Annotated in this window: 21 protein-coding genes, 2 tRNA genes and 2 pseudogenes; 14 read left to right on the forward strand and 11 right to left on the reverse strand. The window is 37.5% G+C overall.

Annotated features, from left to right (window positions below; genetic code table 11):
* Positions 1–8: 8 nt before the first annotated feature.
* From LKL37_RS03335 to LKL37_RS03345, 3 genes are all read right to left on the reverse strand, one after another.
* Positions 9–458, reverse strand: coding sequence for a hypothetical protein (locus LKL37_RS03335; protein ID WP_431609182.1), 450 nt, complete (start codon positions 456–458; stop codon positions 9–11).
* Positions 459–512: 54 nt separating this feature from the next.
* A complete protein-coding gene (locus LKL37_RS03340) occupies positions 513–944 on the reverse strand; it encodes an RrF2 family transcriptional regulator (RefSeq protein WP_431609183.1) in 432 nt (143 codons plus the stop codon).
* A gap of 101 nt (positions 945–1,045) precedes the next feature.
* Positions 1,046–1,858 carry a helix-turn-helix domain-containing protein gene (locus LKL37_RS03345; RefSeq protein WP_431609184.1) on the reverse strand — a complete coding sequence of 271 codons (813 nt, stop codon included), beginning with the start codon at positions 1,856–1,858 and terminating at the stop codon, positions 1,046–1,048.
* A 131-nt stretch (positions 1,859–1,989) separates the two neighbouring features.
* Between LKL37_RS03345 and LKL37_RS03350 the strand changes: the two genes are divergently transcribed.
* From LKL37_RS03350 to LKL37_RS03365, 4 genes are all read left to right on the forward strand, one after another.
* Positions 1,990–3,312: a TolC family protein gene (locus LKL37_RS03350; RefSeq protein WP_431609185.1), complete on the forward strand. Its 1,323-nt coding sequence runs from the start codon at positions 1,990–1,992 to the stop codon at positions 3,310–3,312.
* Between the two features lie 4 nt (positions 3,313–3,316).
* On the forward strand, positions 3,317–4,381 hold the full coding sequence (locus LKL37_RS03355; RefSeq protein ID WP_431609186.1) for an HlyD family secretion protein: 1,065 nt from the start codon (positions 3,317–3,319) through the stop codon (positions 4,379–4,381).
* Complete coding sequence (locus LKL37_RS03360; RefSeq protein WP_431609187.1) at positions 4,374–5,966, forward strand: beta-carotene 15,15'-monooxygenase; 1,593 nt, start codon at positions 4,374–4,376, stop codon at positions 5,964–5,966. Before LKL37_RS03355 ends, LKL37_RS03360 begins: the two co-directional genes overlap by 8 nt.
* A gap of 311 nt (positions 5,967–6,277) precedes the next feature.
* Positions 6,278–6,350 (forward strand) — tRNA-Lys (locus LKL37_RS03365).
* 158 nt (positions 6,351–6,508) lie between these two features.
* On the opposite strand, the gene LKL37_RS03370 is transcribed toward LKL37_RS03365, so the two are convergent.
* On the reverse strand, positions 6,509–6,670 hold the full coding sequence (locus LKL37_RS03370) for a hypothetical protein (protein ID WP_183037365.1): 162 nt from the start codon (positions 6,668–6,670) through the stop codon (positions 6,509–6,511).
* A gap of 290 nt (positions 6,671–6,960) precedes the next feature.
* Here LKL37_RS03370 and LKL37_RS03375 point away from each other — a divergent pair.
* Positions 6,961–7,033: transfer RNA gene (locus LKL37_RS03375), tRNA-Lys, on the forward strand.
* Between the two features lie 733 nt (positions 7,034–7,766).
* On the opposite strand, the pseudogene LKL37_RS03380 reads toward LKL37_RS03375, so the two are convergent.
* The 3 genes and pseudogenes from LKL37_RS03380 to LKL37_RS03390 all read right to left on the reverse strand — a co-directional run.
* Positions 7,767–8,564 (reverse strand): annotated as a pseudogene (locus LKL37_RS03380) (recombinase family protein); the annotation flags it as partial.
* Between the two features lie 10 nt (positions 8,565–8,574).
* On the reverse strand, positions 8,575–8,760 hold the full coding sequence (locus tag LKL37_RS03385) for a hypothetical protein (RefSeq protein WP_431609188.1): 186 nt from the start codon (positions 8,758–8,760) through the stop codon (positions 8,575–8,577).
* Between the two features lie 146 nt (positions 8,761–8,906).
* Positions 8,907–9,236, reverse strand: coding sequence for a hypothetical protein (locus tag LKL37_RS03390; protein ID WP_431610430.1), 330 nt, complete (start codon positions 9,234–9,236; stop codon positions 8,907–8,909).
* A gap of 607 nt (positions 9,237–9,843) precedes the next feature.
* On the opposite strand from LKL37_RS03390, the pseudogene LKL37_RS03395 reads away from it, so the two are divergent.
* Positions 9,844–9,888: pseudogene (locus LKL37_RS03395) on the forward strand (hypothetical protein); the annotation flags it as partial.
* A 177-nt stretch (positions 9,889–10,065) separates the two neighbouring features.
* Here the strand turns inward: LKL37_RS03395 and LKL37_RS03400 are convergent.
* The gene (locus tag LKL37_RS03400) at positions 10,066–10,905 is read right to left on the reverse strand and encodes a hypothetical protein (protein ID WP_431609189.1); all 840 of its coding nucleotides are present in this window, start codon (positions 10,903–10,905) and stop codon (positions 10,066–10,068) included.
* Positions 10,906–11,386: 481 nt separating this feature from the next.
* Between LKL37_RS03400 and LKL37_RS03405 the strand changes: the two genes are divergently transcribed.
* The 8 genes from LKL37_RS03405 to LKL37_RS03440 all read left to right on the forward strand — a co-directional run bounded on the left by LKL37_RS03405 (position 11,387) and on the right by LKL37_RS03440 (position 19,970).
* Positions 11,387–11,743: a hypothetical protein gene (locus tag LKL37_RS03405; protein ID WP_431609190.1), complete on the forward strand. Its 357-nt coding sequence runs from the start codon at positions 11,387–11,389 to the stop codon at positions 11,741–11,743.
* Positions 11,744–11,861: 118 nt separating this feature from the next.
* Positions 11,862–13,046: a helix-turn-helix domain-containing protein gene (locus LKL37_RS03410; RefSeq protein ID WP_431609191.1), complete on the forward strand. Its 1,185-nt coding sequence runs from the start codon at positions 11,862–11,864 to the stop codon at positions 13,044–13,046.
* Between the two features lie 355 nt (positions 13,047–13,401).
* Complete coding sequence (locus LKL37_RS03415) at positions 13,402–14,244, forward strand: RteC domain-containing protein (protein ID WP_431609192.1); 843 nt, start codon at positions 13,402–13,404, stop codon at positions 14,242–14,244.
* Positions 14,245–14,485: 241 nt separating this feature from the next.
* Positions 14,486–14,782, forward strand: a complete 297-nt coding sequence (locus LKL37_RS03420) for a helix-turn-helix domain-containing protein (protein WP_431609193.1) — start codon at positions 14,486–14,488, stop codon at positions 14,780–14,782.
* 96 nt (positions 14,783–14,878) lie between these two features.
* Entirely contained in the window at positions 14,879–15,217 is a 339-nt protein-coding gene (locus LKL37_RS03425) for a helix-turn-helix domain-containing protein (RefSeq protein WP_431609194.1), read from the forward strand.
* Positions 15,218–15,324: 107 nt separating this feature from the next.
* A complete protein-coding gene (locus tag LKL37_RS03430; RefSeq protein WP_431609195.1) occupies positions 15,325–16,812 on the forward strand; it encodes a DUF3945 domain-containing protein in 1,488 nt (495 codons plus the stop codon).
* A 29-nt stretch (positions 16,813–16,841) separates the two neighbouring features.
* Positions 16,842–18,920 carry a DNA topoisomerase gene (locus LKL37_RS03435; protein ID WP_431609196.1) on the forward strand — a complete coding sequence of 693 codons (2,079 nt, stop codon included), beginning with the start codon at positions 16,842–16,844 and terminating at the stop codon, positions 18,918–18,920.
* A 63-nt stretch (positions 18,921–18,983) separates the two neighbouring features.
* Positions 18,984–19,970 (forward strand): hypothetical protein, encoded by a 987-nt coding sequence (locus LKL37_RS03440; RefSeq protein ID WP_431609197.1) that lies wholly within the window; start codon positions 18,984–18,986, stop codon positions 19,968–19,970.
* A 436-nt stretch (positions 19,971–20,406) separates the two neighbouring features.
* On the opposite strand, the gene LKL37_RS03445 is transcribed toward LKL37_RS03440, so the two are convergent.
* From LKL37_RS03445 to LKL37_RS03455, 3 genes are all read right to left on the reverse strand, one after another.
* Positions 20,407–20,544, reverse strand: a complete 138-nt coding sequence (locus LKL37_RS03445) for a hypothetical protein (protein WP_431609198.1) — start codon at positions 20,542–20,544, stop codon at positions 20,407–20,409.
* Positions 20,545–20,768: 224 nt separating this feature from the next.
* Entirely contained in the window at positions 20,769–21,338 is a 570-nt protein-coding gene (locus tag LKL37_RS03450) for a hypothetical protein (protein ID WP_431609199.1), read from the reverse strand.
* Positions 21,339–21,779: 441 nt separating this feature from the next.
* The gene (locus LKL37_RS03455; RefSeq protein ID WP_431609200.1) at positions 21,780–22,457 is read right to left on the reverse strand and encodes a DUF6904 family protein; all 678 of its coding nucleotides are present in this window, start codon (positions 22,455–22,457) and stop codon (positions 21,780–21,782) included.
* Positions 22,458–22,583 lie beyond the last annotated feature (126 nt).

Genomic DNA, 22,583 nt, shown 5'->3' on the forward strand with positions numbered 1-22,583 from the left:
AGTGTTTGTTATTGAACTTTATTTTTTTTGAATTGTAAAATGATGGCTATTATCAGAATAAATGTTTTCGCGGTTTCTGCATAAATAAAATAGTCGTGCAATGGAGTAGGAGATAATGTTTTTCCTGATGAAAGCAAATCTACGCGAGAATCAAGTACTGGCAGCAGCCAGAACTGCTCTAAAGCGAGTATGAAAAATAAAACAGCCAGGATGATAAAATCAGCTTTAGTATAGTTTTTATGGCTAAAAAGCATCAGTATCAAGATTACAACAAGAAATCCTAATTGGAGATTTGAAGAAAGTCCAAACATGAGTTTCCCTAGTCCTAATGCTGTTGGAAGAGTAATTCCCGGAACCTGAAATTTCAGCGGTGTCTCCAAAAAGCTGATGGTCATAAACATTCCGGTCATCAGACAGAACAACATCAGCACAAGTGGGTTTTTAAGATATAATTTCATTATGGATTATTTAATATTAAAAGATCTTTTTATCTTTTATTAATTTAAATTTTTTTAAGCCTTCAAATGCGTAAGCTGTAAGTCCAGATTATCGACAAACATTTGAATTTTTGAGGTTTCCAACATAATACGCAGATCCTGTCGGATACTTTTGAACTGATCATGAAGCGGGCATGGATGGGTTTCTGAACATTGATCAAGCCCAAGTCCACAACCGGTAAAAAGCTTATCCCCGTCAATTTCTCTTACAATATCAGCAATGGAAGTATTCAGGTTTTTCTGATCCATATAAAAACCTCCGTTCGGACCTTTGGCAGATTGTACAAATCCTTTTCTGCTCAGATCCTGCAAAATTTTAGCAATAAAATGCTCCGGCGAATGGATGCTTTTTGAAATGTCCTTAATCCCGACCCGGCTGCCATTTTTAGACTGCTGGGCTATATAGATCAGAGCTCTTAAAGCATATTCACAGGTTTTTGAAAACATTTTACTGAGTTTTATGGGACAAATATAGAAAGATATTTTTAATAAAAGATAAATTAGTCTTTTATTTTTTGTTAATCTGATGAAGATCATCTGTAAGTTACCTAGCCTATCATATTTTGGGTCGCTTTATTACTCTTTCTAAGATCAGATGGTCTCGACTGGGTAAACTCATGGAAGGTATCACTAAACGCGCTGATAGAGCTGTATCCCACGTCATCAGCTATTTCATTGATGGGTTTATCTGTATTTAAAAGTAATTCAATGGCTTTGATGATTCTTAATGTTTTCAGGTACTGAAGAAAAGAAATATCCATATCCGCCTTGAAAAGGCGTGACAAAGAGCGTTCACTCAGACCAAATCTGCTGCTTACATTAGCCAGGGTCAGTTTTTCTGCCATATTCCATTCCAGATAAGATACTATCTTCATCATCTGTTTGTTGTGAGTAGCGGGTAGAATAATAGGTAAGGGTTGTTTGTGAGTTTTGGGAAGAATCTTTTTTAAGGCCACTAAAAATTCAAAATTTTCATCTTTTGCAGTGACATGTTTTTCATCCCAGATTTCAGAATACTTTATCATTTGGATGAGCAATTCGGATGCAGGATAAATTCCAAGCCGGCTGTAAAATGGATCTGAAACATCATCATGGGCATAGAAATAAAGTGATCGCAGAACGGTTGCGGTATATCCAATCTCTAAAATATGCTCCATACCCTGCGGAATCCAGAAAAAATGTCTGGCCGGAACTACATACGTTCTGTTGTCGATCGTAATATAGGCGATACCGCCTTCTACATAGCTCAGTTGCCCCTTTGTATGTTTGTGAAAAGGAATCAGTTTTTCCGATTTTTCGTGCATTACAAATACACTTTTATCGTGTTTATCAATATCCGGAAGTGCTGCAATTAGTCCCATAAAAAATTTGAAATACCAATGAAAATGCAAATATAATCATTTGGCCGGAATCATGTAAAAGTTGACTATTTTAGATAAATAAAATTTCAGGATTGCCAATAAATTTGCAGAGCAATAATTCAAAAATTCAAATGAAAATTTATGTCGCCGGATTGCTGATGCTTGGGATTTCAAGTAATTTATCAGCTCAGACTGGCAGTCCAACAAAGGATACCATACGACTCTCCCTAAAAGACGCATGGCAAAAAGCGGAGGAAAACAGCCGCCATATCAGAATCAATACCATCAATGTAGACATTGCCGAAGCCGAAGTAAAAGATGCGAAAAGAGAACGCCTTCCGGAAATTGAAGTGAAAGGTTCAGTAGAAAAAGCTTCAAATATTCCCATCTATGAAAACGGAATTTTTTCAAAACCCACACAGCATGAAGTGATCCATACTCTTTACAGAGCCGGAGCCGATTTTTATCTGAACATTTATAACGGAAACAAGCTGAATCTTAAGATTAAAGAAAATCAGACACTTCAGAAAATTAGAGATATCCAGAAAGAGCAGTCGGTCTCTGATATTCATTACAAAACAGCAGCTCTTTATCTTGAACTCCAGAAAACTTTTATTTTCAGAGATCTTATCAAACAGGATATAGAGGATCAGAAAACACAGCTTAAAGAAATACAGGCGCTTTATAAAAACGGAGTGGTTTTAAAAAGTGATGTTTTGAGAATTGAGCTTGAACTTTCGAAACGAAAAATGACTTTGGTAACCATAGAAAATGATATTCTCATTGCTACACAAAAACTGAATATTATTCTCGGTATTCCTGATGAACAGGTGGTAATGCCCGAAGCACCCATTAATCAGTGGAACGAAAATACTTCCTACAGCGAATATCTGAAACTGGCACTGGATCACTCTTTCAACTATCATGTTTCAGAACAGCAGACAGAATTGAGTAAACTGAAAGTGAAGCAGGTAAAAGCCAATGTACGCCCTAAAATTGGGATGTATGGCGAATTTTATTATGCTAATCCACAGATTTTCCTTTATCCCTATAATCCATATTGGTATTCATTGGGAATTGTAGGGGTTAAGGCTTCATTTTCTATTTCTTCCTTTTATCATAATACGAATAAAGTAAAAGCAGCTCAACTGGAATTTGAAAAAGAAGAAGAGGCACACAAGGATACGGAAGATCGAGTAAGACAGCAGGTGAAAGAAGCTTATTTGCGTTACCAGGAAGCTCTTGAACAGATAAAGGTTGCAGAAGCGAACGTCATTCAGGCCAAAGAGAATGCGCGTATCATTAAGAATACTTATTTCAGCCAGACTTCTCTTATTACGGAGCTGCTGGATGCAGATATACAGCTGCTTCAGACAAAATTTGAGCTGGAAGCCGCCAAAATCATGGCACAAAACAATTATTATTTATTACAAAACATTACAGGCATTTTATAATACAATGAAAAAAAAATATACTCCCACTGATAGACTGATTACAAAGATCACAGGATGGATTTCAGTTCTAATCGTTGCCGCACTTGCTGTCTGGGGCGGTTTTACCCTTAAAAATTACTATACGTACGAACAGACCAATGATGCGCAGGTTCAGGAATATGTCAATCCGATTATTTCGAGAGCCGCAGGCTTTATTGTTGCTGTAAAGTTTGAAGAAAACCAGGAAGTTAAAAAAGGAGATACTCTTTTGATTATTGATAACCGTGAATATATTCTTCAGGAAAAACAGACACAGGCTGCTATTCAGAAAGCCCGTGCCCAACTGAGAGTGCTGGAAAGTACTACAGGTACTACAGAAAAAGAAGCAGCTGCAGCAATGGCTCAGGTAGATGCCAGCAAAGCAAAAGTCTGGAAGCAGCAGCTTGATTATAACAGGTATAAAAAGCTTTATGATGAAGAATCTGCCACCAAACAACGCCTTGAAGACGTCAAAGCAATGCTGGATGTGAATGAAAGCGATTATAAATCGTCACAGGATAATTATGCGGCATCAGTATCTAAAATTAATGATATTCAGGCTGAAAAAACGGTTGTCTTAGCTGAAATTGCAAGACTGGAAGCATTGCTGGACCGTCACAAACTGGATGTGAGTTATACCGCTGTCACTGCAGCATATGATGGAAGAATGGGACGCAGAACCGTTGAGGTAGGGCAGATGATTGATGCTGGAGAAACACTTGCATTTATTGTCAATAATGAAACTGATAAATGGGTGGTAGCCAATTATAAAGAAACGCAGATCAAGGATATGCATATTGGAGACCATGTGAAAATCGTAGCAGATTCTTATCCGGACAGAGAGTTTAAGGGAACTATTATTTCGCTTTCTCCGGCAACGGGATCAAGTTTCTCACTGCTGCCTCCGGATAATTCTACCGGAAATTACGTGAAAATTGTACAGCGTATTCCTGTGAGAATCAGAGTAGATGGGCAAAGAAGACAGATTGATGTTTTGAAGGTGGGTATGAACGTGAATGTATATGCCGATAAAAAACATTCCAATGGTTAAAAGACAAATGCCCTATTTTAAAAAGTGGGCACCGGAATGGCTGGTGAAGATTATTCTTTTTTCAATGACGCTTCCGGGAATTATTATATTTTTTCTGCCATTGGCTAATGTGAATGCAGCTGCGGGATATTATGGATGTGAACCGGCAGATATTCAATTTTCTGTAGCATTGTTTTATGCCGGATATGTAGGTTTTTACAGTCTGGAAAGAAGATTTTTCAGCTTTCTGGCTGCAAAGGAATATTTTCTTCTGTTTACCACACTGCAGATTCTGGCTTGTCTGGTATGTTATTTTACCCGAGAGATCTATATTCTGTTTCCGGTACGCTTTATACAGGGAATGTTGTTTGCAGGGAATGTCAATCTTTCGCTTACCCTTATTTTTACACGATTGAGCAGTGAGAGGGGGAGGGAGATCAGTTTTTCCGTATTTTTCGGAATTCTGATCTGTGCCTTGCCGTTCAATAATCTGATTACCGCAGATCTCATAGATTCCTATAATTTTAATATTGTTTATAAAACTGCTATATTCTCGTACCTGCCGGGACTTATTTTCCTGACTTTTGCGATGAGCAATTATAGAACACACGCGAGATTTCATCTCTATAAACTCGACTGGCAGAGTTTTGGACTGTTCAGTGCCATATTGGTTCTGATAGGGTATATTACCATTTTTGGGCAGGAATATTATTGGCTGGAAGATCAGCGAATTCTGGGAAGTGTAATCGGTATTGTGGTACTGACAGGGATTACCATATTTCGTCAGCAGGCCATTAAAAGACCTTATATTGACTTGCGTGTTTTCAGATACCGGAATTTTAAAGTAGGTTTACTGATTCTTTTTGTGATGTATATCTGTAGGTTTGCATCAGGGATTGTCAATAGTTACTTTGCTGCAGAATTGCATTTGGATCCGTTTCATATTTCCTATATTAATATTTTCAATCTTGCTGGATTGGTCGCTGGGGTGATTATTGCCTGTTGTATGGTTTTACAAAAGAAAAACATACGGTATATATGGGGGCCTGGCTTTTTAATGCTATTGATTTTTCATGGTTTAATGTATTATTCTTTTGATGTTCAGGCCGATGAGTTTAATTATTATATTCCATTATTCATTCAGGGATTGGGAGTAGGACTAATTATGGTTCCGACAATTATCTTTATTATTTCTTCCGTTCCTGCTGTTATTGGGCCTTCCGCAGCGGCGGCTGCTTTAGCTGTACGGTATTTTGGATTTTGTATCAGTATTGCCCTGATCAATTTTTTTGAACTGTTTGAAAAAAGCCGGCATTATAATGCTTTTCAGGATCATTTAAGTGCTGTAGATCCTTCGGTCAAAACATTTCTTCAGCAGCAGACGGCTAAGCTTGTTACCAGAGGAATGCCTGAAGGTAAGGCTGTAAAAGCGGTCAATAAATTATTGGTTGGAAGGATGAATGTTCAGGATCATGTCCGTTTTGCCATGGACTATTACGAAATGATGGTCTGGCTTCTCGCCGCCTCATTGTTGTTGATTCTTCTTTTCCCCTATCTGAACCGTACTGCCCTTTATTTGAAATCCCGTAGACTGTCACCTGCATAAGGGCTGGTTTTAATTTTTAATCAACCAAAAAGTATAGCTTATTAGCTAATTTTATAGTAGAGTGCTGAGACTGTCTTATAAAGGCAGTCTCTTTTTATTATTTATAAAAAAAGGCTTTATTCTCCCATTACAATCATTCCTAAAAAATTTTATTAAAAAAATTGTAAACGTAATTAATTTATAAACAGGTGTTTGACTTTTTTGCTGTAAATTTTATTATAAAAAAGCCCCGGAAAATTTGGATTTAAGGAGGGTTTTCCTATCTTTGCAGTCCCTTAAACAAAGGGATTTACTTGAAAAAGTAAGTGGCCGACTCGGTAGCTCAGCTGGTAGAGCAATACACTTTTAATGTATGGGTCCTGGGTTCGAATCCCAGCCGGGTCACTATCTGAAAGATGTGAAAATTTCATTTTCACATAACATCGAAAAAATATTAAAAAGCCCTGCAAAATCAATGATTTGCAGGGCTTTTATTTTATAGTGTTTGCTATAATGTTTCAAAACAGTGTATTATACATGATGATGCACAGATCTGTTTGATTTTACTCTTCATTTTTCGGTTTAAAGTTTTTTCCAACTCCCTGCCGGAGAAATGTAATTTTTCCCTGTACTTTTTTTGCTTTTTCAAGCACTTCCAAAGCTTTTGTTCGTTCGTTAATTTTGCCAGCATGTGTTATATTGTCCTGACGTTCATTTTTTTTCATATATTAATATAGTGAATTTATTTGAAAAAAACAAATTATTAATTTAAAAAGTAATGAAAAGTCAATAGCAGAAATTTTGGTTCATAGAAAGCCGTTGGAATTCATTCTTGCCATAATTTTAAAATTGACATTATCCAAACTGCTCCGGAGCTTAAAATTTTTCTCTCTGATTTTGTAAAAGTTAGCATCATTCAGACTGTGAAAACTCGGGAAAGTATTGTAAATAAAGAAAAAGTTTCTATCTTTGCAGTCCCTTAAACAAAGGGATTTACTGAAAAAAGTAAGTGGCCGACTCGGTAGCTCAGCTGGTAGAGCAATACACTTTTAATGTATGGGTCCTGGGTTCGAATCCCAGCCGGGTCACTTGTTGGGACAAATCTACAAAAGCTAGATTTGTCCCATTTTTTTTGCTCTTTAATTTGTTGCTATTCTGATAAATAAGATGGATAGCAGAATTTAATCTTGGAGTTCGATGTTGGTTGCCATCAAATTCTAAATATTCAGGGAACATCGAACTTATTATTTGCCTCTTTTCTTCTGTATTGCCCTTCTGATAACGAATATCAAGATTAGCAATCTTTTTCAAACCCGATTTGAATAGATCTTTGATTTCTGTATTGACGGAAGATAAATTATTTAACCTATTTTCTAATTTTTCAGTTTTGTCGGTACAATCTTTTTTTAGGAAAAGATACTCGTCTTCCTCAATTTTACCATCGACCTTTTCTATAAGAGCTTTTCTTTTACGATTATTTAATTCTTCAATTTGGGTTAGCAGGCTTATTCTTTCCTGATTCTGCGTTTTAGTTTGAGTATTAAAATCTTCTATGAATGCTTCTACAAAAATATCAATCATACCTTCTTTTGGAATTAAATATTTAAGTTGTTTGATAAAGATATCATTTGTCGTCTCTGCTTTGAATCGGACCCCACAAGAGCTTGAGCAATGATAATAGTTGTAATAGATTCCCATTTTCCCTTTTGAAGCACTTCCTGTAAGCATTTTGCCACATTTATGACATTTCAGAAAGCCTCGTAAAGGTAGATTGTCAATTGAAACTACCTTAGGTTTGATTTTCCTTTTTCTACCATCAAGAATTTGTTGGACTTCATTAAACATATTTTCAGTTATCAATGGTTCATGCTGTCCCCAAACAAAATATGCTTTTTCATCTTTATGGGCAGGAATAAAGATTTTCCCACAATACAAAGGGTTTCTTATAGCCACCCAAAAATTATTCTTACTGAATCTGTATTTGCCATCGGTTCTAAAGCGTAGCATTTTCCATATTTGTTCAGTATTGTATTTGTTTAGAATAATCTGTTCGAAAGCCCATTTCAATAAAGGACCTTCAGCTTCGTGTATACCAATGTATTTCTTTTTGTCTTCAGTTATTCTATTGCTATACCCCAAAGGGGCGGTACCCATATAACGGCCTTCTTTTTTAGCACGACGCATACCATAAAAGGTATTTAGTGATCTACGATCATTCTCCACTTCAGGAGTGGCAAGATAAAATGCAAGCATTATCTTGTTTTCTGGGATGTTAAAATCAAGGGGTTGTTCAATGGCTTCTGGTTCTACGCTAAAGGAGCGCAGCAGATTGATCATTTGGTATGCATCACCAGCATTACGACTAAACCTATCCCATTTTGTGAATAGTAATAGCGAAGCTGTTGTATTCTTTTTTACTTTCCGTAGCGCTGTTAAGTACTTTTGCCATTCAGGTCTATTAAAGGTCTTAGCTGAATAATCCTCAATGTAAACATTCCTTATTGTGATACCTTTGATTTCACAGTACTTTCTCAAACGATCTTCCTGATCTCGTTGAGAGTATCCTTTATCTGCTTGTTCATCTGTAGATACACGTATATATAAGTCAGCTTGTCTCATAACATCAGCATTATTGTTTGGGATTGATTAAATCCAAATCACGTCCACTAAGATACTGATTTACTGAGATATTAGCAATTGTCTTAATAAAGCTGAGTATTGTCTTAGCCTCTTCGTAATTTACAATTGTTCCTTTTTCTTTCAGGATTTTAACTACTTTTTCAGGAGTTAGTTTTGTTACCTCTTCTCTTTCCATCTTACCTCTATTTACCCTTAAATTATAGAGTAAGGGGTCTTGGAAATTACGAAATGGTTTTATTTGTCCATAGGAGGTCTTATTTGGCGGCTGTATATAATCGAATTTAAAAGCTGATACTAATGAAAGTAGTATTAGCTGCTTTATTATTTCTTTGCGCTCCCCAGTATTTCTTTTATTTCTGCTATATCCAGTAGTTCCAATATACCTCGATAATCAGGATGATAAGACGGTGTATATTTTATATATCCAAAATTCTGAAGCTCTTTAAAATATTTATGGTATGTTGGGAGGGTTTGAATATGAGAGTGATACATAACTTTACTTCTGCTAACATGAATAATTCTTTCTTCGTTTTGAATATAAGCGAGTTTTATAATTGCAGTAATAAGTGCAATGTGCCAAACATTTAATCTCTTATCTTCAGTAATTAGAATAAAAAATTCTAACCAATGAATACTATTATTTTCTTCCACTTTCAAATAAATTTTTTAAATCCGGGAAGTAGTAATAATAAGTTCCTAAAACCTTTTTAAACCTCATTTTTCCACTAATTCTTAGGGTCTATATGCTGCCAGGAGACATGTTCAGATAATTTCGTACGGCCTTGCTCCGTATCCATTCTGGCTTCAAATCATTTGATGCAGGTTTTATTTTCTCATCCAGTAGCTTTTCTATTTCATGAAGTAGCAACATTGTAAACTACCTTAAATCATCTTTTGTTATTGCACCGAACCTATTTTCTTCCGAAGTTTTCTAAGAAATTGGATGTATTGGATCTGGATAAAACCACGTTTGTACGGAATACCAATTTAATCATTAAGCCTAGTTTTGATAGTGAAAAAATTAAGGATTTTAGTATTTTTCCTTTACTTGGTGATTACGATGAATGGAAAATAACCTCCTCAAATTTTGTGAGTGAATCATTAAAAAAATTAATACAAAAAGAATTAATTATTGGGGGTAGACTTTGAGAAAGTAACTGTGGTTTAATAAATCATTGTTGATACTTGGATGTTTGAGTAAAGTTGCACTCCCTATGAAATTAGGCTTCTGCATAATTCGGTTGAGAAAATATGAAAGAGTAATTATATCGTTGCAAACGGGATTTTTGTTCATTTGAAGTAATTCAATTGGACGTTTAATATCAGAGAAAAATGAAAATGTTTTGTTACTGTTTTTAGACTTTAACTGAAAATCAGTTTTTTAACTATTTTAGATAAAACGGTTAAAATCAAAACAAAGACATTAATTTAAATCCCGATTTTTGACGTTTATACACTTATTGAAATAGTCCAGAAAAACCTAGCAAAATATTATTTTCCAGTTATCTGGAAATCCCTTTTCTAAAACGGCCTCATTAAAAGACTTCCTATTAATGACGTTTTTGTCCTCAAAATATATTACCGCAATAAAGTACTTATATTCAGGGTCCTTTACGTAATTATCAGCATCGGTTTTAATCTGAGTTAAGTATGACTCGTATTTACTACCTGAACGGATATATTTGTATTCAATAGCTGTATTTAACTCCGGAATTAATATGTCTGGCCTATAGGTTGCATATTTCTGAATAAATCTAGACTTGTTTAAAGCCCTTGTTGTTGGAAAAACAAGCTCAACTACACTTCTGACAGATTTATAAATAGATTTTTCTCCACGAATCTTAGTTTGGGTCATGGAAATTATAGTTCGTGTATTTTCAAGTATATTCTCAAGCTTGTCTATTAACAACGCTATGGGTCCTTTGTTGAATTCAACAAAGGACCCTAAAAAATCACTAAACCTATCAAGTATGAGCATCCTAGGCTCAGATTCAGAGTATCGGCCCTCATACTCCTTGAGAACCTCCTCTCTTTTATCGATAATAGGTTTAAATTCAGATACGAACATTTGCATGTAATATTGGACATGCTTCAATTCCAAGAAAAGACAGATTTTGTAATAGAGATTTCTTGTTCCGATAAAAAGCCACTCTCTATTATCAGAAGCTGTCTTATCATGATCAAGATCTTTATCGACTTCAGAAAAATCTCCGTGCAATGTAGGTAGAACGAACTCCGACCAATGTTTGTTGCGCAGTTTACTCAGCAATGAATCAATTTCATAAATTAAAAATTCGATCTCTTTTTCTTTTAATAGCATAATATTAAAATCCCTTTTATTATTACAATAGTTTGGTAATTTTTTCTGGAGAAAAAAACATCTGGGGCCTGGATAAATAAAAAAATACGTTAGATATAAATGTGTTGAATACTTCTGCTTACGCCTTTGGAAAGGTGAAAGACCTTCTGTGTGCAATTTTACAGTAAATATCGGGTTTAAACAAGCCTGAGATAAAATTTTTGATGAGCTTTTTTGAAACATGGTTGGGGTTACTGGCTCGGTATACAATTGAATCTGCAACGATTTGTTGAGTACTGTGAGAAAAGTATCAGGTTGCACATGCAAAAGGATTTTGATTGTCTTAGTTTTAATATGCAAGTGATATTATCATCCTGTAAGGATGAAATGTTAGCAGTATTTGATCTAGCTTTTATAGCCAAATCAGGAAAACATACGCCTGGCGTGGGAAAGACTTGAGATTGGCTGCTTGGGGTTGGTTGATGTTACAAATGAGACGGCCATGGCTTTACAGGCGGTGCGGACACCGAAAATACAATCATTAAGAACAACCGGTAAAACATTGATAGATCATTACGTTGATACCGTAGTATTACAGACTACTACTACTACTACTACTACTACTACCATAAAGCAGGTAACACAATATCTGATTGTTGACGGCTACTTTATGAAAAAGGAATTCATCAAACCAGAAGTTGCAGCAGGGCTACATGTAATTACAACAATGCGTCCCGATGCCAATTTATGTTATATGTACAAAGGACCTCATAGTGCAGGTCGCGGCAGGCTAAAACTATATGATAGTAAAATAGCTTGTAAGAATATAGATAAGCGTAACTCAGAAAGTTCGCCATAGATGAATATGATATTGATTATCAGTCAATTTATTTGTATTTTTGAATACGAACTCCGACTATAACCCAGATCGGAGGCGTTTCTTCACTAAAGAAATAATTTAATAAGTCTGACAGACGATGAGTGGTGCATTAGGTGTTTTTGATATGATAGTTATTGTAGGTGTCATGCAGGGAATAGCGGTTGCTTTCGTTTTAGCATGTCATCCTTCCGCCTCAACTGGAAAGAAGCTATTATCTGCCATATTAATTACATTGGCATTATTAATTATCAAAATCCTCCTGGATATTTTCGGTTTTTATAAGTATCCTGTTTTCCAGTATTTTCCTTTGGCAATTGATACCTTGATTCAGCCTCTTATTTATTTGTACGCCTGTTCATTAACAGAGAATAATTTTGCATTTAACCGTAGGAAGCTATTGCATTTTTTACCTGTGCTTCTATTCCAGCTCCATGCTGTTGTAACCTATCTTATTACTCTTATTGAGCCTAATTTCCACTTAAAGTATCTCATTGCTGAGCGTTACCTATTCTTTAATACCATTAAACAGATTGAAGACATTGTTGCTCTTTTTTCTATGGCTATTTACTGGTATCTAAGTTTTAGAAAAACACTCACATATAGCCAGTGGCTATTGATAAACAAAGCTCACACTCACTATTCGGAATTAACCTGGCTTAGAAATCTTCTTATTGGTACTGGTGTACTCGGAGCTATACTATTTTTATCGTCAGTAGTACCTATTATTATGGGGCTTACTGATTCTTTTGCTAATGTCAAAGTGTTTTATGGCTATCTTACCATGCTTACCTATTTTTTTTCGGTTCGGGGCTACCAAATGATATTGCCCTCTGAGGTGAAAGTTGTAAAGCAACCTGAGGATGCGTTTGTGAAACAGAGAGAATCAGAAGATTTTGCAGCTATCTCTGAACCCATTATTGAAGCGGAAAAGGACTATTCAGAAATCCTATCAGCATTGAAAGAGGCTATGGAAAAAGATCTTCTTTTTCTGGAGCCTGAATTGAGTCTGAAGGAAATGGCTAAAACGATCGGGTATCCGGCAGGACAAGTTTCTGCGGCTATTAATGCTGGGTTCGGACTAAATTTTCGAACCTGGGTGAATGGTTACCGGGTAACTGAAGTCAAAAAAAGACTTGATAATTCCGCTTATAAACATTTGAGTCTTACGGGGATTGCTTTTGAGTGTGGATTCAATTCCGAGGCCAGCTTTTACCGTATTTTTAGGCAGTGTACAGGATATTCTCCTAAATCGTACCTGCAGGAAATAAAGCGAGAATATTAAAAAAACTCTCAAAAGATGTTCTGAGTGGGGCAGAAGTGGCGGATATCGTTTATTTACAACAAATAATCTACTATGAATTCGCTACAGCTACAGAAATTCAATCACCAGAAGTTGCCGGATATTTTCGAAAATCCAGCACTAATTAAATCAAACATCACAGAAATTAACCCGCATTGTAATAATTGATCACAACGTGGGAAATTAGCAAAGACAATGATTTGTCAGATCTGATCTGCGTGTCGGTAGAATCAGAATTGTATGTTAATTCCTTATTTGTGAGTAACTTAAATCAAAATGGACCGTTAATACAAATGAACTATCCCTATATGTTTGCATAACCCATTAAATAAGATCCATGAAACCCATTTTCAGAAACACTCTTCAAATTTTGAAGGAGGAAGAGGAAAGAATTAGCTTAGCTCCCGAGCGGGTGGTAACGGAATCGCGGAAGATGGTTACCAGCCTGCATGCGCACCTTGAAAAGTTGAAAGATTGTGTGCTTAAAGACGGCTTTGAGAACTCTGAGGATGAAATTGAATTTTTCAGGATCATTAAGCCGCTGATTTTCGGTAAACTGCTTTATTACAATAAGATTTTTAAGATTGAAGCTGGCCGGCCTGTTGAAGTTGGTAATATCTCCCGGAAATATTTCAAAAGCAAACTGGAAAAACTTGAAGGTTATTATATAAGGGATGTTGCGGGAACTGATTTTTATAAATATTACCGGTCTGAAAGCTCAGAGAGAGATGAGCAGTATTTTGTCAGAGGACATCTTGATCTGCTGCCTGGTGTCAGAAGCCGTTTTTTTGATGCTGACCACCGTTTTTCCACCTACTATGACTACGAAGCGGCACGGATCATAGAATGTGAGCTACTGTACGAATATCTTCATTTACGGCTTTCCGGGCAGTATGACCATTCCGGTAATTTGTCACCAGAGAATCCGGGAGATAAAAAAATATTATGGACGGAATCCAAAAATGCGCTCATTGAGCTGATTTATGCGCTCCATGCTTCTCAATCGGTAGGATATGGAAAACTAAGCATCCGCCAGATGGTGTCCCTATTTCAGATGGTATTTAATGTTCAGTTAGGGGATGCCCACCATGCTTTTCACCGAATGAAATTTCGTACCAGCAATTCTTTCTTAGATCGGCTGAAGTCAAGCCTTGACTCTTACATGGATAAGGATCTATAAAGAGTACTTCCCAATTTTAAGTGGAGTCCGTCACGTTTAATTGAGCTGATGCCCATGTGTGCCCATTGGCATCTCTTCTTATTTCTTTCCCAATTACTTTTACCAGGCCCTGTTAATCCGCTATATCAGTACTGTGATAGGTTTTTTATTGCATTTAAAAAAAATGGCATTGCGATGGGTAAGCCTTGGCAATGAATTCAGTGAAGTGTGGGGAGCTTTGTAAGAAGAAAACCCCATTATCATGAATATAGATAAGATGGAATTTATCGCCTGGATGGAGCGGATTTCAACGCGGCTGGATATCCTGGCAGAGCAGCTAAAGTCCTCTGATAAGCGGCAGCATTTAGTAGATGGAGAAGAACTTTTGGATAACCAGGATGTGCTCCAGATCCTTAAAATTAGCAGCCGTTCCTTACAGCGATACCGCGGTTCGGGAAGACTACCGTATTACAGGATCAGTGGCAAACCATACTACAAACTCTCAGATGTACACCAGTTTATCAGGGAAGGATTCTCCCATCCGGTACGAAAAGCGTAATTCATGATAAATATCCTTCAGGAACAAAGCTTAGTGTTTCGTATTATCTGAGAAGCCGCTTTTTACCTATCTCTCCTAAATAATATAAAGAAAAAAATGAAAAGAAAAGCCCTGAAAAAGGAGCTGCGAGCCATCGCTGGGCAGCTGCAGAAGATTCTTCTGATCGTGGATAAGAATAAGATTAAGGATAAGACCATCTCCAATCAAGATGCAACGGGCGAACCTCAAGAATCTCCTGAGAGCCGCAGGTATATCATAGACAATGAACAGCTTTTAAATAATCAGGATGCTTGCCGGATTCTTCAGGTCAGTAAGCGTTCCTTACAGCGGTACCGAAGTTCTGGAAAGCTTCAGTATTATATGCTCGGTGGTCGAACCTACTATAAACGCTCAGATGTGAATCAATTTATGCGAGAAGGATTATCACCCCCATAGAAAAATCAGCAAGATCGACACTATAAATGCCTTTCCCGGACAAATGCGGACAAAACATACTGTGTGATGTTTATCTCAGGCTACATTCGAATAAAAATGAGAAAATAATGGAAGAAGAAATTTTAGCAGAAGAGTCACTGCCCGAGAGCGGACAACTCCATGAGATCTTATTGGTACTGGATAAAGAGGAAAAGAAAATCTCGGCTGTTACCGGAATTGATAAGGATGGTCAGTTAAAAAAGGCAGATGTAGAGAAAAAAAATCAGGGTGAGTTCATGCGTGTAGATATGCACGGGGACGTATTGACCAATTTCTTTTCAAATTTTTTTCGTCAGCTTAAAGACCCGACGCGCTTTTCATTCTTTAAAGTCCCGCTGAAATCTGCTTTTGGGATGGCGAATAAAATGCAGGAGCATATTAATTCTCCCACGAAAGAAGGAGAAGATCTGATGGGGAAATATCAGGTAACAGAAACACAAGAACATCAACAAAAAAAAGAAAATACAATGGAAACAACAGCAGTTACACCGCAAACCAATGCGGCAGTACCAACAGAGAAGGCACCTTCACAGCAGTACCGCTTTAAACCTGAACAGATCGATTGGCAAACCATATCTAACCTGGGCCTGAGCAGGGAGAAGCTGGAAGAGAAGAATCTTTTGGAACCGCTTCTAAAAGGCTATAAAACCAATATAGTCGTTCCTGTGAATGTTAACCTGGGCACCTGCATTCTAAGTGGGGAAGGGAGACTGTCCCTTCAGGAGAAAGACGGAAAAGTTGTGATGGCCATTCATGGCATCCGTAAAGAGCCTAATTTGAATACTCAATTTTTTGGTCATCAGTTTACCGATGAGGACAAGTCCAACCTGCGAACCACCGGGAATATGGGCCGTATTGTTGATTTGACGAATCCTAAAACGGGCGAATCGATTCCTTCTATAATCAGTGTGGACCGTTTGACCAATGAACTCGTCGCATATCGCTCCGACTGGATCAAAATCCCTAATGAACTTAAAGGCGTGGTCTTGAGCGAAGATCAAAAAAAGACCTTACAGGAAGGTAGGCCTCTCTTTGTTGAAGGGATGACTTCGAGCAATGGAGAAAAATTCGACGCGAATGTACAGTTCAATGCTGACAAACGTTATGTAGAATTTCTCTTTGACAGAAGTCAAAATAACCACCTGTCACAGGGCCTAAATGGGGAAATACAGCAGGCTTCAAAAGTTTTCAGGGGTAAAGAACTTGATGACAAACAATTCGAAAAGCTGCAAGAAGGAAAAACAGTGTATGTGACCGGTCTTATTGATAAAAAAGGTGAAGAATATGAAGGGTACATCACCTATAATAAGGAGAATGGAAGAACCTCTTTTTCCTTTAAAGATCCCAATATGCTTAGGGACAAAATACAACCCACCCAGGCACATAAAACACAGGTAGCTGTTAATTCTGATGGTAAGACCAATGAGGCTACCAGTAAGATTCAGGAACCGTTAAAGCCAGGTCAGCAGACACCTAAAGATACTAACCAGAAGCAGAAGCAGGAAAAATCTGAAAAGCCTGAGACACCAAGTAAATCCAGAGGCAGAAAAATGTGAATCAGTATAACCTGATAATAGAAAGACTTATGAAAGCAGTGATTGCTGAAAAGCCAAGTGTGGCACGTGAGATAGCAGCTCTTTTGGGAGCTGTCGAAAAGTATGATGGTTACTTTGAAGGGGGCGGTTACAGGGTAACCTGGGCTCTGGGCCACCTGGTAGCTTTGGGAATGCCCGAAGACTATGGCATTACAGGTTTCAGGCAGGAGTCTTTACCGATCCTGCCTGATCCCTTTGTGCTGACGGTAAGGAAAGTTAGAAGAAACAAAACATATGAGCCGGATGCCGGGGCTTTAAAGCAGCTAAAGGTCATTGATAAAGTTGTTAAAAGCTGTGACAGCATTATTGTTGCAACCGATGCAGGAAGAGAAGGCGAGCTTATTTTCCGCTTTATTTACCAGTATCTGCAATGTACAAAACCCTTTGAGAGGCTCTGGATAAGTTCCCTTACCGAGAAGGCGATAAGGCTGGGGTTTGAGCACCTAAAGCCAGGCAGTGATTTTGACGGCCTTTATCAGGCAGGAAAGGCCCGGAGCCATGCAGACTGGTTGGTAGGGATCAACGCCTCTCAGGCATTGACCGTTGCTGCCGGCAGCGGAATCTACTCTTTGGGACGGGTACAGACACCAACACTGGCACTGATCTGTAAGCGGTATAGGGAAAACAAAAATTTTGTTGTCCAGAAATACTGGCAGCTTCAGCTCTTGCACCGCAAGGAGTTTACGGATTTTAACAGTCTTTCGGTCACCAGGTGGGAAGACATGAAAAAGGCAGAAGAAGTGTTGAAGACCGTTATACGGACAGGCACAGCTACAGTAGGTAAAGCAGATCATAAAACGGTTATTGAACAGCCACCATTACTATTCGATCTGACGGGACTTCAGAAAGAGGCTAATAAAAGCCTGGGACTTTCTGCCGAAGAAACCCTGAATATTGCCCAGAGTTTGTATGAGCATAAATTCATCACCTATCCGCGTACCGGCAGCCGGTATATTTCCGAAGACCTCTGGCCTGAAATCCCGGCCCTTGTCAGGGCATTGGATGAAAAGGCGTCTTTAAAAGAAGCCAGTAAAAAGATCAATTGGGGCCGGTTCAACAAACGTATTGTGAATGATGTGAAAGTAACGGACCATCATGGACTGCTGGTGACTGAGAAGGTTCCTACCTCGCTGCCGGCGAATGAAAATGCTATTTATGATATGATTGCATTGCGTCTGTTAGAGGCCATTGGGCAAGCCTGTCAGAAGAAAATCACCGACGTCACTTTACACGTGTTGCACTATGATTTTGCGGTGAAAGGATGTCAGATCCTGGATATAGGCTGGCGAGGTATTAAGGGCCGATTTACAGATGAAGAAAATGATCTTTCTCAAGAGCTCCCGGAACTCCAGGTGGGTGATGAGCTGAAGATAGGGCGTGCAGGCATACTGGAAAAGAAAACCAAACCTCCACTGCTTTATACAGAGGCCAATTTACTGTCTGCGATGGAAAATGCGGGTCGGGAAATTGAAAATGATGATGAGCGCAAGGCTTTACAGGGTATTGGCATCGGGACGCCCGCTACACGGGCAGCGATTATAGAGGCGCTCTTTAGCCGGGAATATATCATTCGGGAAAAGAAATCATTGATCCCAACAGATAAGGGATTACAGGTCTATGGTTGGGTAAAGGACAAAAAGATCGCTGATGTTTTGATGACCGCTGAATGGGAACTCGCTTTAGCAAAGATAGAGAATAAAGAAGCCGATGCACAGACCTTTGAAAAAGAGATTGAAGTCTATGCAGGGGCAATTACCGATGAACTGCTGGCTTTATCCGCTTCTATAGAAAAACCACCCGAACTGGTTTGTCCGAAGTGTAAAAAACGGCATCTCCTTGTTCGGGATAAGGTTGTGAAATGTTCTGGTGAATCCTGTAACTGGATTCAGTTCCGAAATATATGTGGGATAGTATTAACTATTACAGACATAGAAAGTCTTACTACGAAGGGAAAAACAGGGTTGATTAAAGGCATGAAAAGCAAGTCGGGAAAGAAATTTGATGCTTATATCGTCTTAAACGATAAAGGAGAATCCTGTTTTGAATTCATGCCGGTGAAGGGTAAATGAAATTGTTTTCAAAGGTTAGAATAATATTGACTTCACCTCGTTATCTATCCTAAAGAACGTACAATGAATACATATGAATTAAGCATTGCAGATGAAATTTCTGAGGAAAAAAGGGGAATCATCCAAAAATACTGGCAATTGGATGATGAAAAGTTCACGTTTCCATCAGGGCAGCTCAAAGATCAGTTGGGATTGAGTCAATACGACCTTACCGTGATCATTTCCCAGAATTCGTCTTGCCAAATTGCAATAGGGGGGTGCCAGGACTGCGGTGAAGAGATTGTTGAAAGAGTATACTCCCAGTCCGGATTTAAAGCAGCAATCCGTAGAAAAGCTAATCGTTGTGGGCATTGTGAGGATTTGTACTGGAAAAATGTTCAAAAAAAACGGGAAGAGGCCAGGAAGGCAGAACAAGAGAGGAAAGCTGAGCAGTTAGCAGACAAGAGAAACCATGATAATTGGAGAAAGCTGAGCTCAGAGGAACTGAATGTCTTTAAGCAGATTCTTCGTTTGAAAAAGAGAAATCTCATCTTTTCGAATGTTTTTAGCGGTAATTATCCTGAAACCTGGAAGATCGTCAATAAACTAGAGCGTTTATCCTTAATACAGGTTACACGTGAAGGCAATAGGGTTTTGGATTTTTTGTTCAGTGATGACTTTAAATTTCTATTGAATGAGGAAAGAGAGGAAGGTGAAACACAGGATATGTTCGGTGGTATGGAGTCGTATAGTACGATTAACTCTTATACCTTTAATATTCCTCTGAACAATCATCCATCTTCCGAAAGGGCTCCGAAATATTCGAAGGCGTTTACCTTGCCCGTAGACGTATGTTTTGAGAGGGGAGTAGAGTACCTCGTAGGAGCCTGGGTTTTAACAGATGGTAGTATTAATATCAATTTCAGGCCAAGAGATGCCATTTTCCGATCTGTAGACAGAGAGCTTACAGCGGAGGAGAATGCGGCTTGGTATGATGATCCCTTTTTGCAGAAAGGAAGTTCAGATAGCACTGTAGCTAATCAAGATGATAATCCTTTTAGTGAATTGTAATAATAAATACTGGAATCCAATTAACAACTTTTTCTATGATCTGTTGTCAACTGTCTATTACAGGCTGGACAGGTTATCTACATTTTACTAAAGACCTCTATCCATCCTGCAGAATCGGAATGAAAAGGGTGGCTATTTAGATTCTCTAAGGAGTAATTTTAGTACATCTCAGAGTAAGGCTGATCGTTTTCCGAAAGTTTAATGGAACCTTGGTGTCCGTAATCATATACCACCAAATCGGATGTTCGCATTATCATATTAAGGAAATTATTTGATTTTTGCAACCATTTTGATAGTATGATATGAATAAGCCAGATATTTCCCGAATCGCAACCGTAATGATTGAAAAATTTCCGAAGGAACAAAAATATTTTCAATATAAGCATTAAAATTAAATTGGTTGTCGTCTAGTCCTATGGCAATTGCAATATCTATATCATTTTAAAATTAAACCATCTACACCTGCTTTTTTCTTTAATGCCTCAATTGTTAATATCAGTGATTCTCCTTCTTCCACAAGCTTATGTGGGATTTTTTTGAATACGTTTTTCTTGGGAGATTTCTTTTTAGCCATATGAACCGTAATTAAGTTCTACCCTAAGATTAAATAAGAACACAGAAGAAAATCTAGGATTGTAATTTCATTCCACTGTGGGGATACCAGACAGCAGCGCAAACTATCTTTTCAAGTATTGTATTATTCATTACTGAACGATTTATGAAATTTTTTGATATCCTCCAATTAATGCAAGAAAGCCAGATGTAGATTAGGTTTTTGCGATGATGTGTAAGACAATTTTAATCTATTTCTTGAATTCTATTGAGCTCTTTTTCTGTTATTCCATATGATTTGATTAGTTCTTCATAGTGAATGAGCTTTGTCCTTTTTACTATTGTACCACCGCTATCGTCTTTTACGGATTTAATATCACTTGTCTTAAGTAACGCCTCTATTTCTCCTTCACTTAATGAGGATAAATCCACTAAGCTTTTTTGCTTAAATAGCTGAATCCAGTAACAATTGGCACCAAGCATTTTTCCCTTCGTTATTTCGCAACGGAAAGTGGTTAATGAAACTTTATCGCCTTTCTCTGCTGTTGCTATTATTCTGGCAGCCTCTTTTAGTTCTGCAATATTTTCATTATTTAGGTATATTATATTTTCCCACACTTTCACCTTGTATAGTGAATCGGTCAACTTAAAAATCTTTACAAAGCCAGCATTGGATTTGTAAACTGTTTTAGGATCACTTTCTGGGAGTTCACTGCTTGCCTTTTTGATTAGCATTGGTTTGGGTGGTGACGAAGAATTCTGTGCAAATAATGATTTAAAGCTCACCAAAAGTAGTATAGGTAGTATTACTTTCATTTAAGAATATAAGTTTTTGAACGTTTTTATTAATTAATTCGTTTAATTGAACATGAGTGTTACGCTGAACCTTAATTTTGAGATCTAGCATTAATATCTGTAATATACAGATTTCATGATAAATATGGACAATAGCCGAATAATTCCACTGAAATTCCGCTAAAATAAAATGTATCAAAAAAACGCATAAATCAGGGTTAATAATACATTGATTGTAGAACGATTTTTTGAAACAGAGCAATTAAACTTTTCCAAATCACTATAAGATTATTTTCTACCAGGTAGAACATAATTGTCAGGGAGGTTAATGACTATAACAAATAAATTGATGGAAATTTCAGCTTGTTAGGCTGAGTCTCATTTTCTCATGTGTAAAAAAATCATATAATTTGAATTTGAGAATTGATTTTACTCCCCATTGTAGGGAGTTTTTATTTCCTGTTACCATTCAATACTTTCATAGTCAAAGTCATCATCACTAAGTTCCAGATCAGACACTTCGCATTTCAGCTTTTGAGCTTCATTTTCTAAAAACTTCTGGTAGTCTTTATATTCCTCAGTGTAATATACTCCGCGTCGTAATAATTGCGGAAGTTTTCTAAATGCTCTCACCCCGCCTTTCAATATGAAAAAGTCAAGGTTAATACTTCTCATGTATTGGTATATACAAGGGTTTGCACCATAAAGGCCATCTTCAATATAGCCGGCAAGTTCTTTAGCTCCTTTGCCATCAAACTTCATCATGGCATCTTCCAGCCAAAACTCAAAGAGTAAAATTTGTGAAATATCCAATTTTGAGGTTTCACTATACTGCATATTGAATTTTATGGCAGTAAGTGAAAATAGAGCATGTACCCATGAAACCTGGACACCATAATATTCCTGCAGCAAAGAAGGAAACTGACTGGGATTGCGGACTAACCGACTTCCTTCCTTTGCTTTTCGGATTTCGTAAGAAAACCCACTGATGAGATGATCTCGATTTTCACTGCCTTTCTGTGGAAGGTTGTTTGTGTTGTTCCAAAATTTGCTGATGGTGTTATAGAATAGTCTAAGGTCATCATAGGTGCCCCATATTTCAATACCCAGGCCTTTTTTCGTAGGGTTTATATACATCATGGTGTTTGGCTATATCATTTTTTCTATCTCCAAAAATACAAATTTCTTTTTCAAGTCTATTTTAAATCGCCTATAACAGCCAATAATGGTCATTGGAAGCCATCTTTCACGTTCATTATCTTCCCC

The organism is Chryseobacterium sp. 'Rf worker isolate 10' (genome assembly GCF_050753305.1).
Lineage (GTDB): Bacteria > Bacteroidota > Bacteroidia > Flavobacteriales > Weeksellaceae > Chryseobacterium.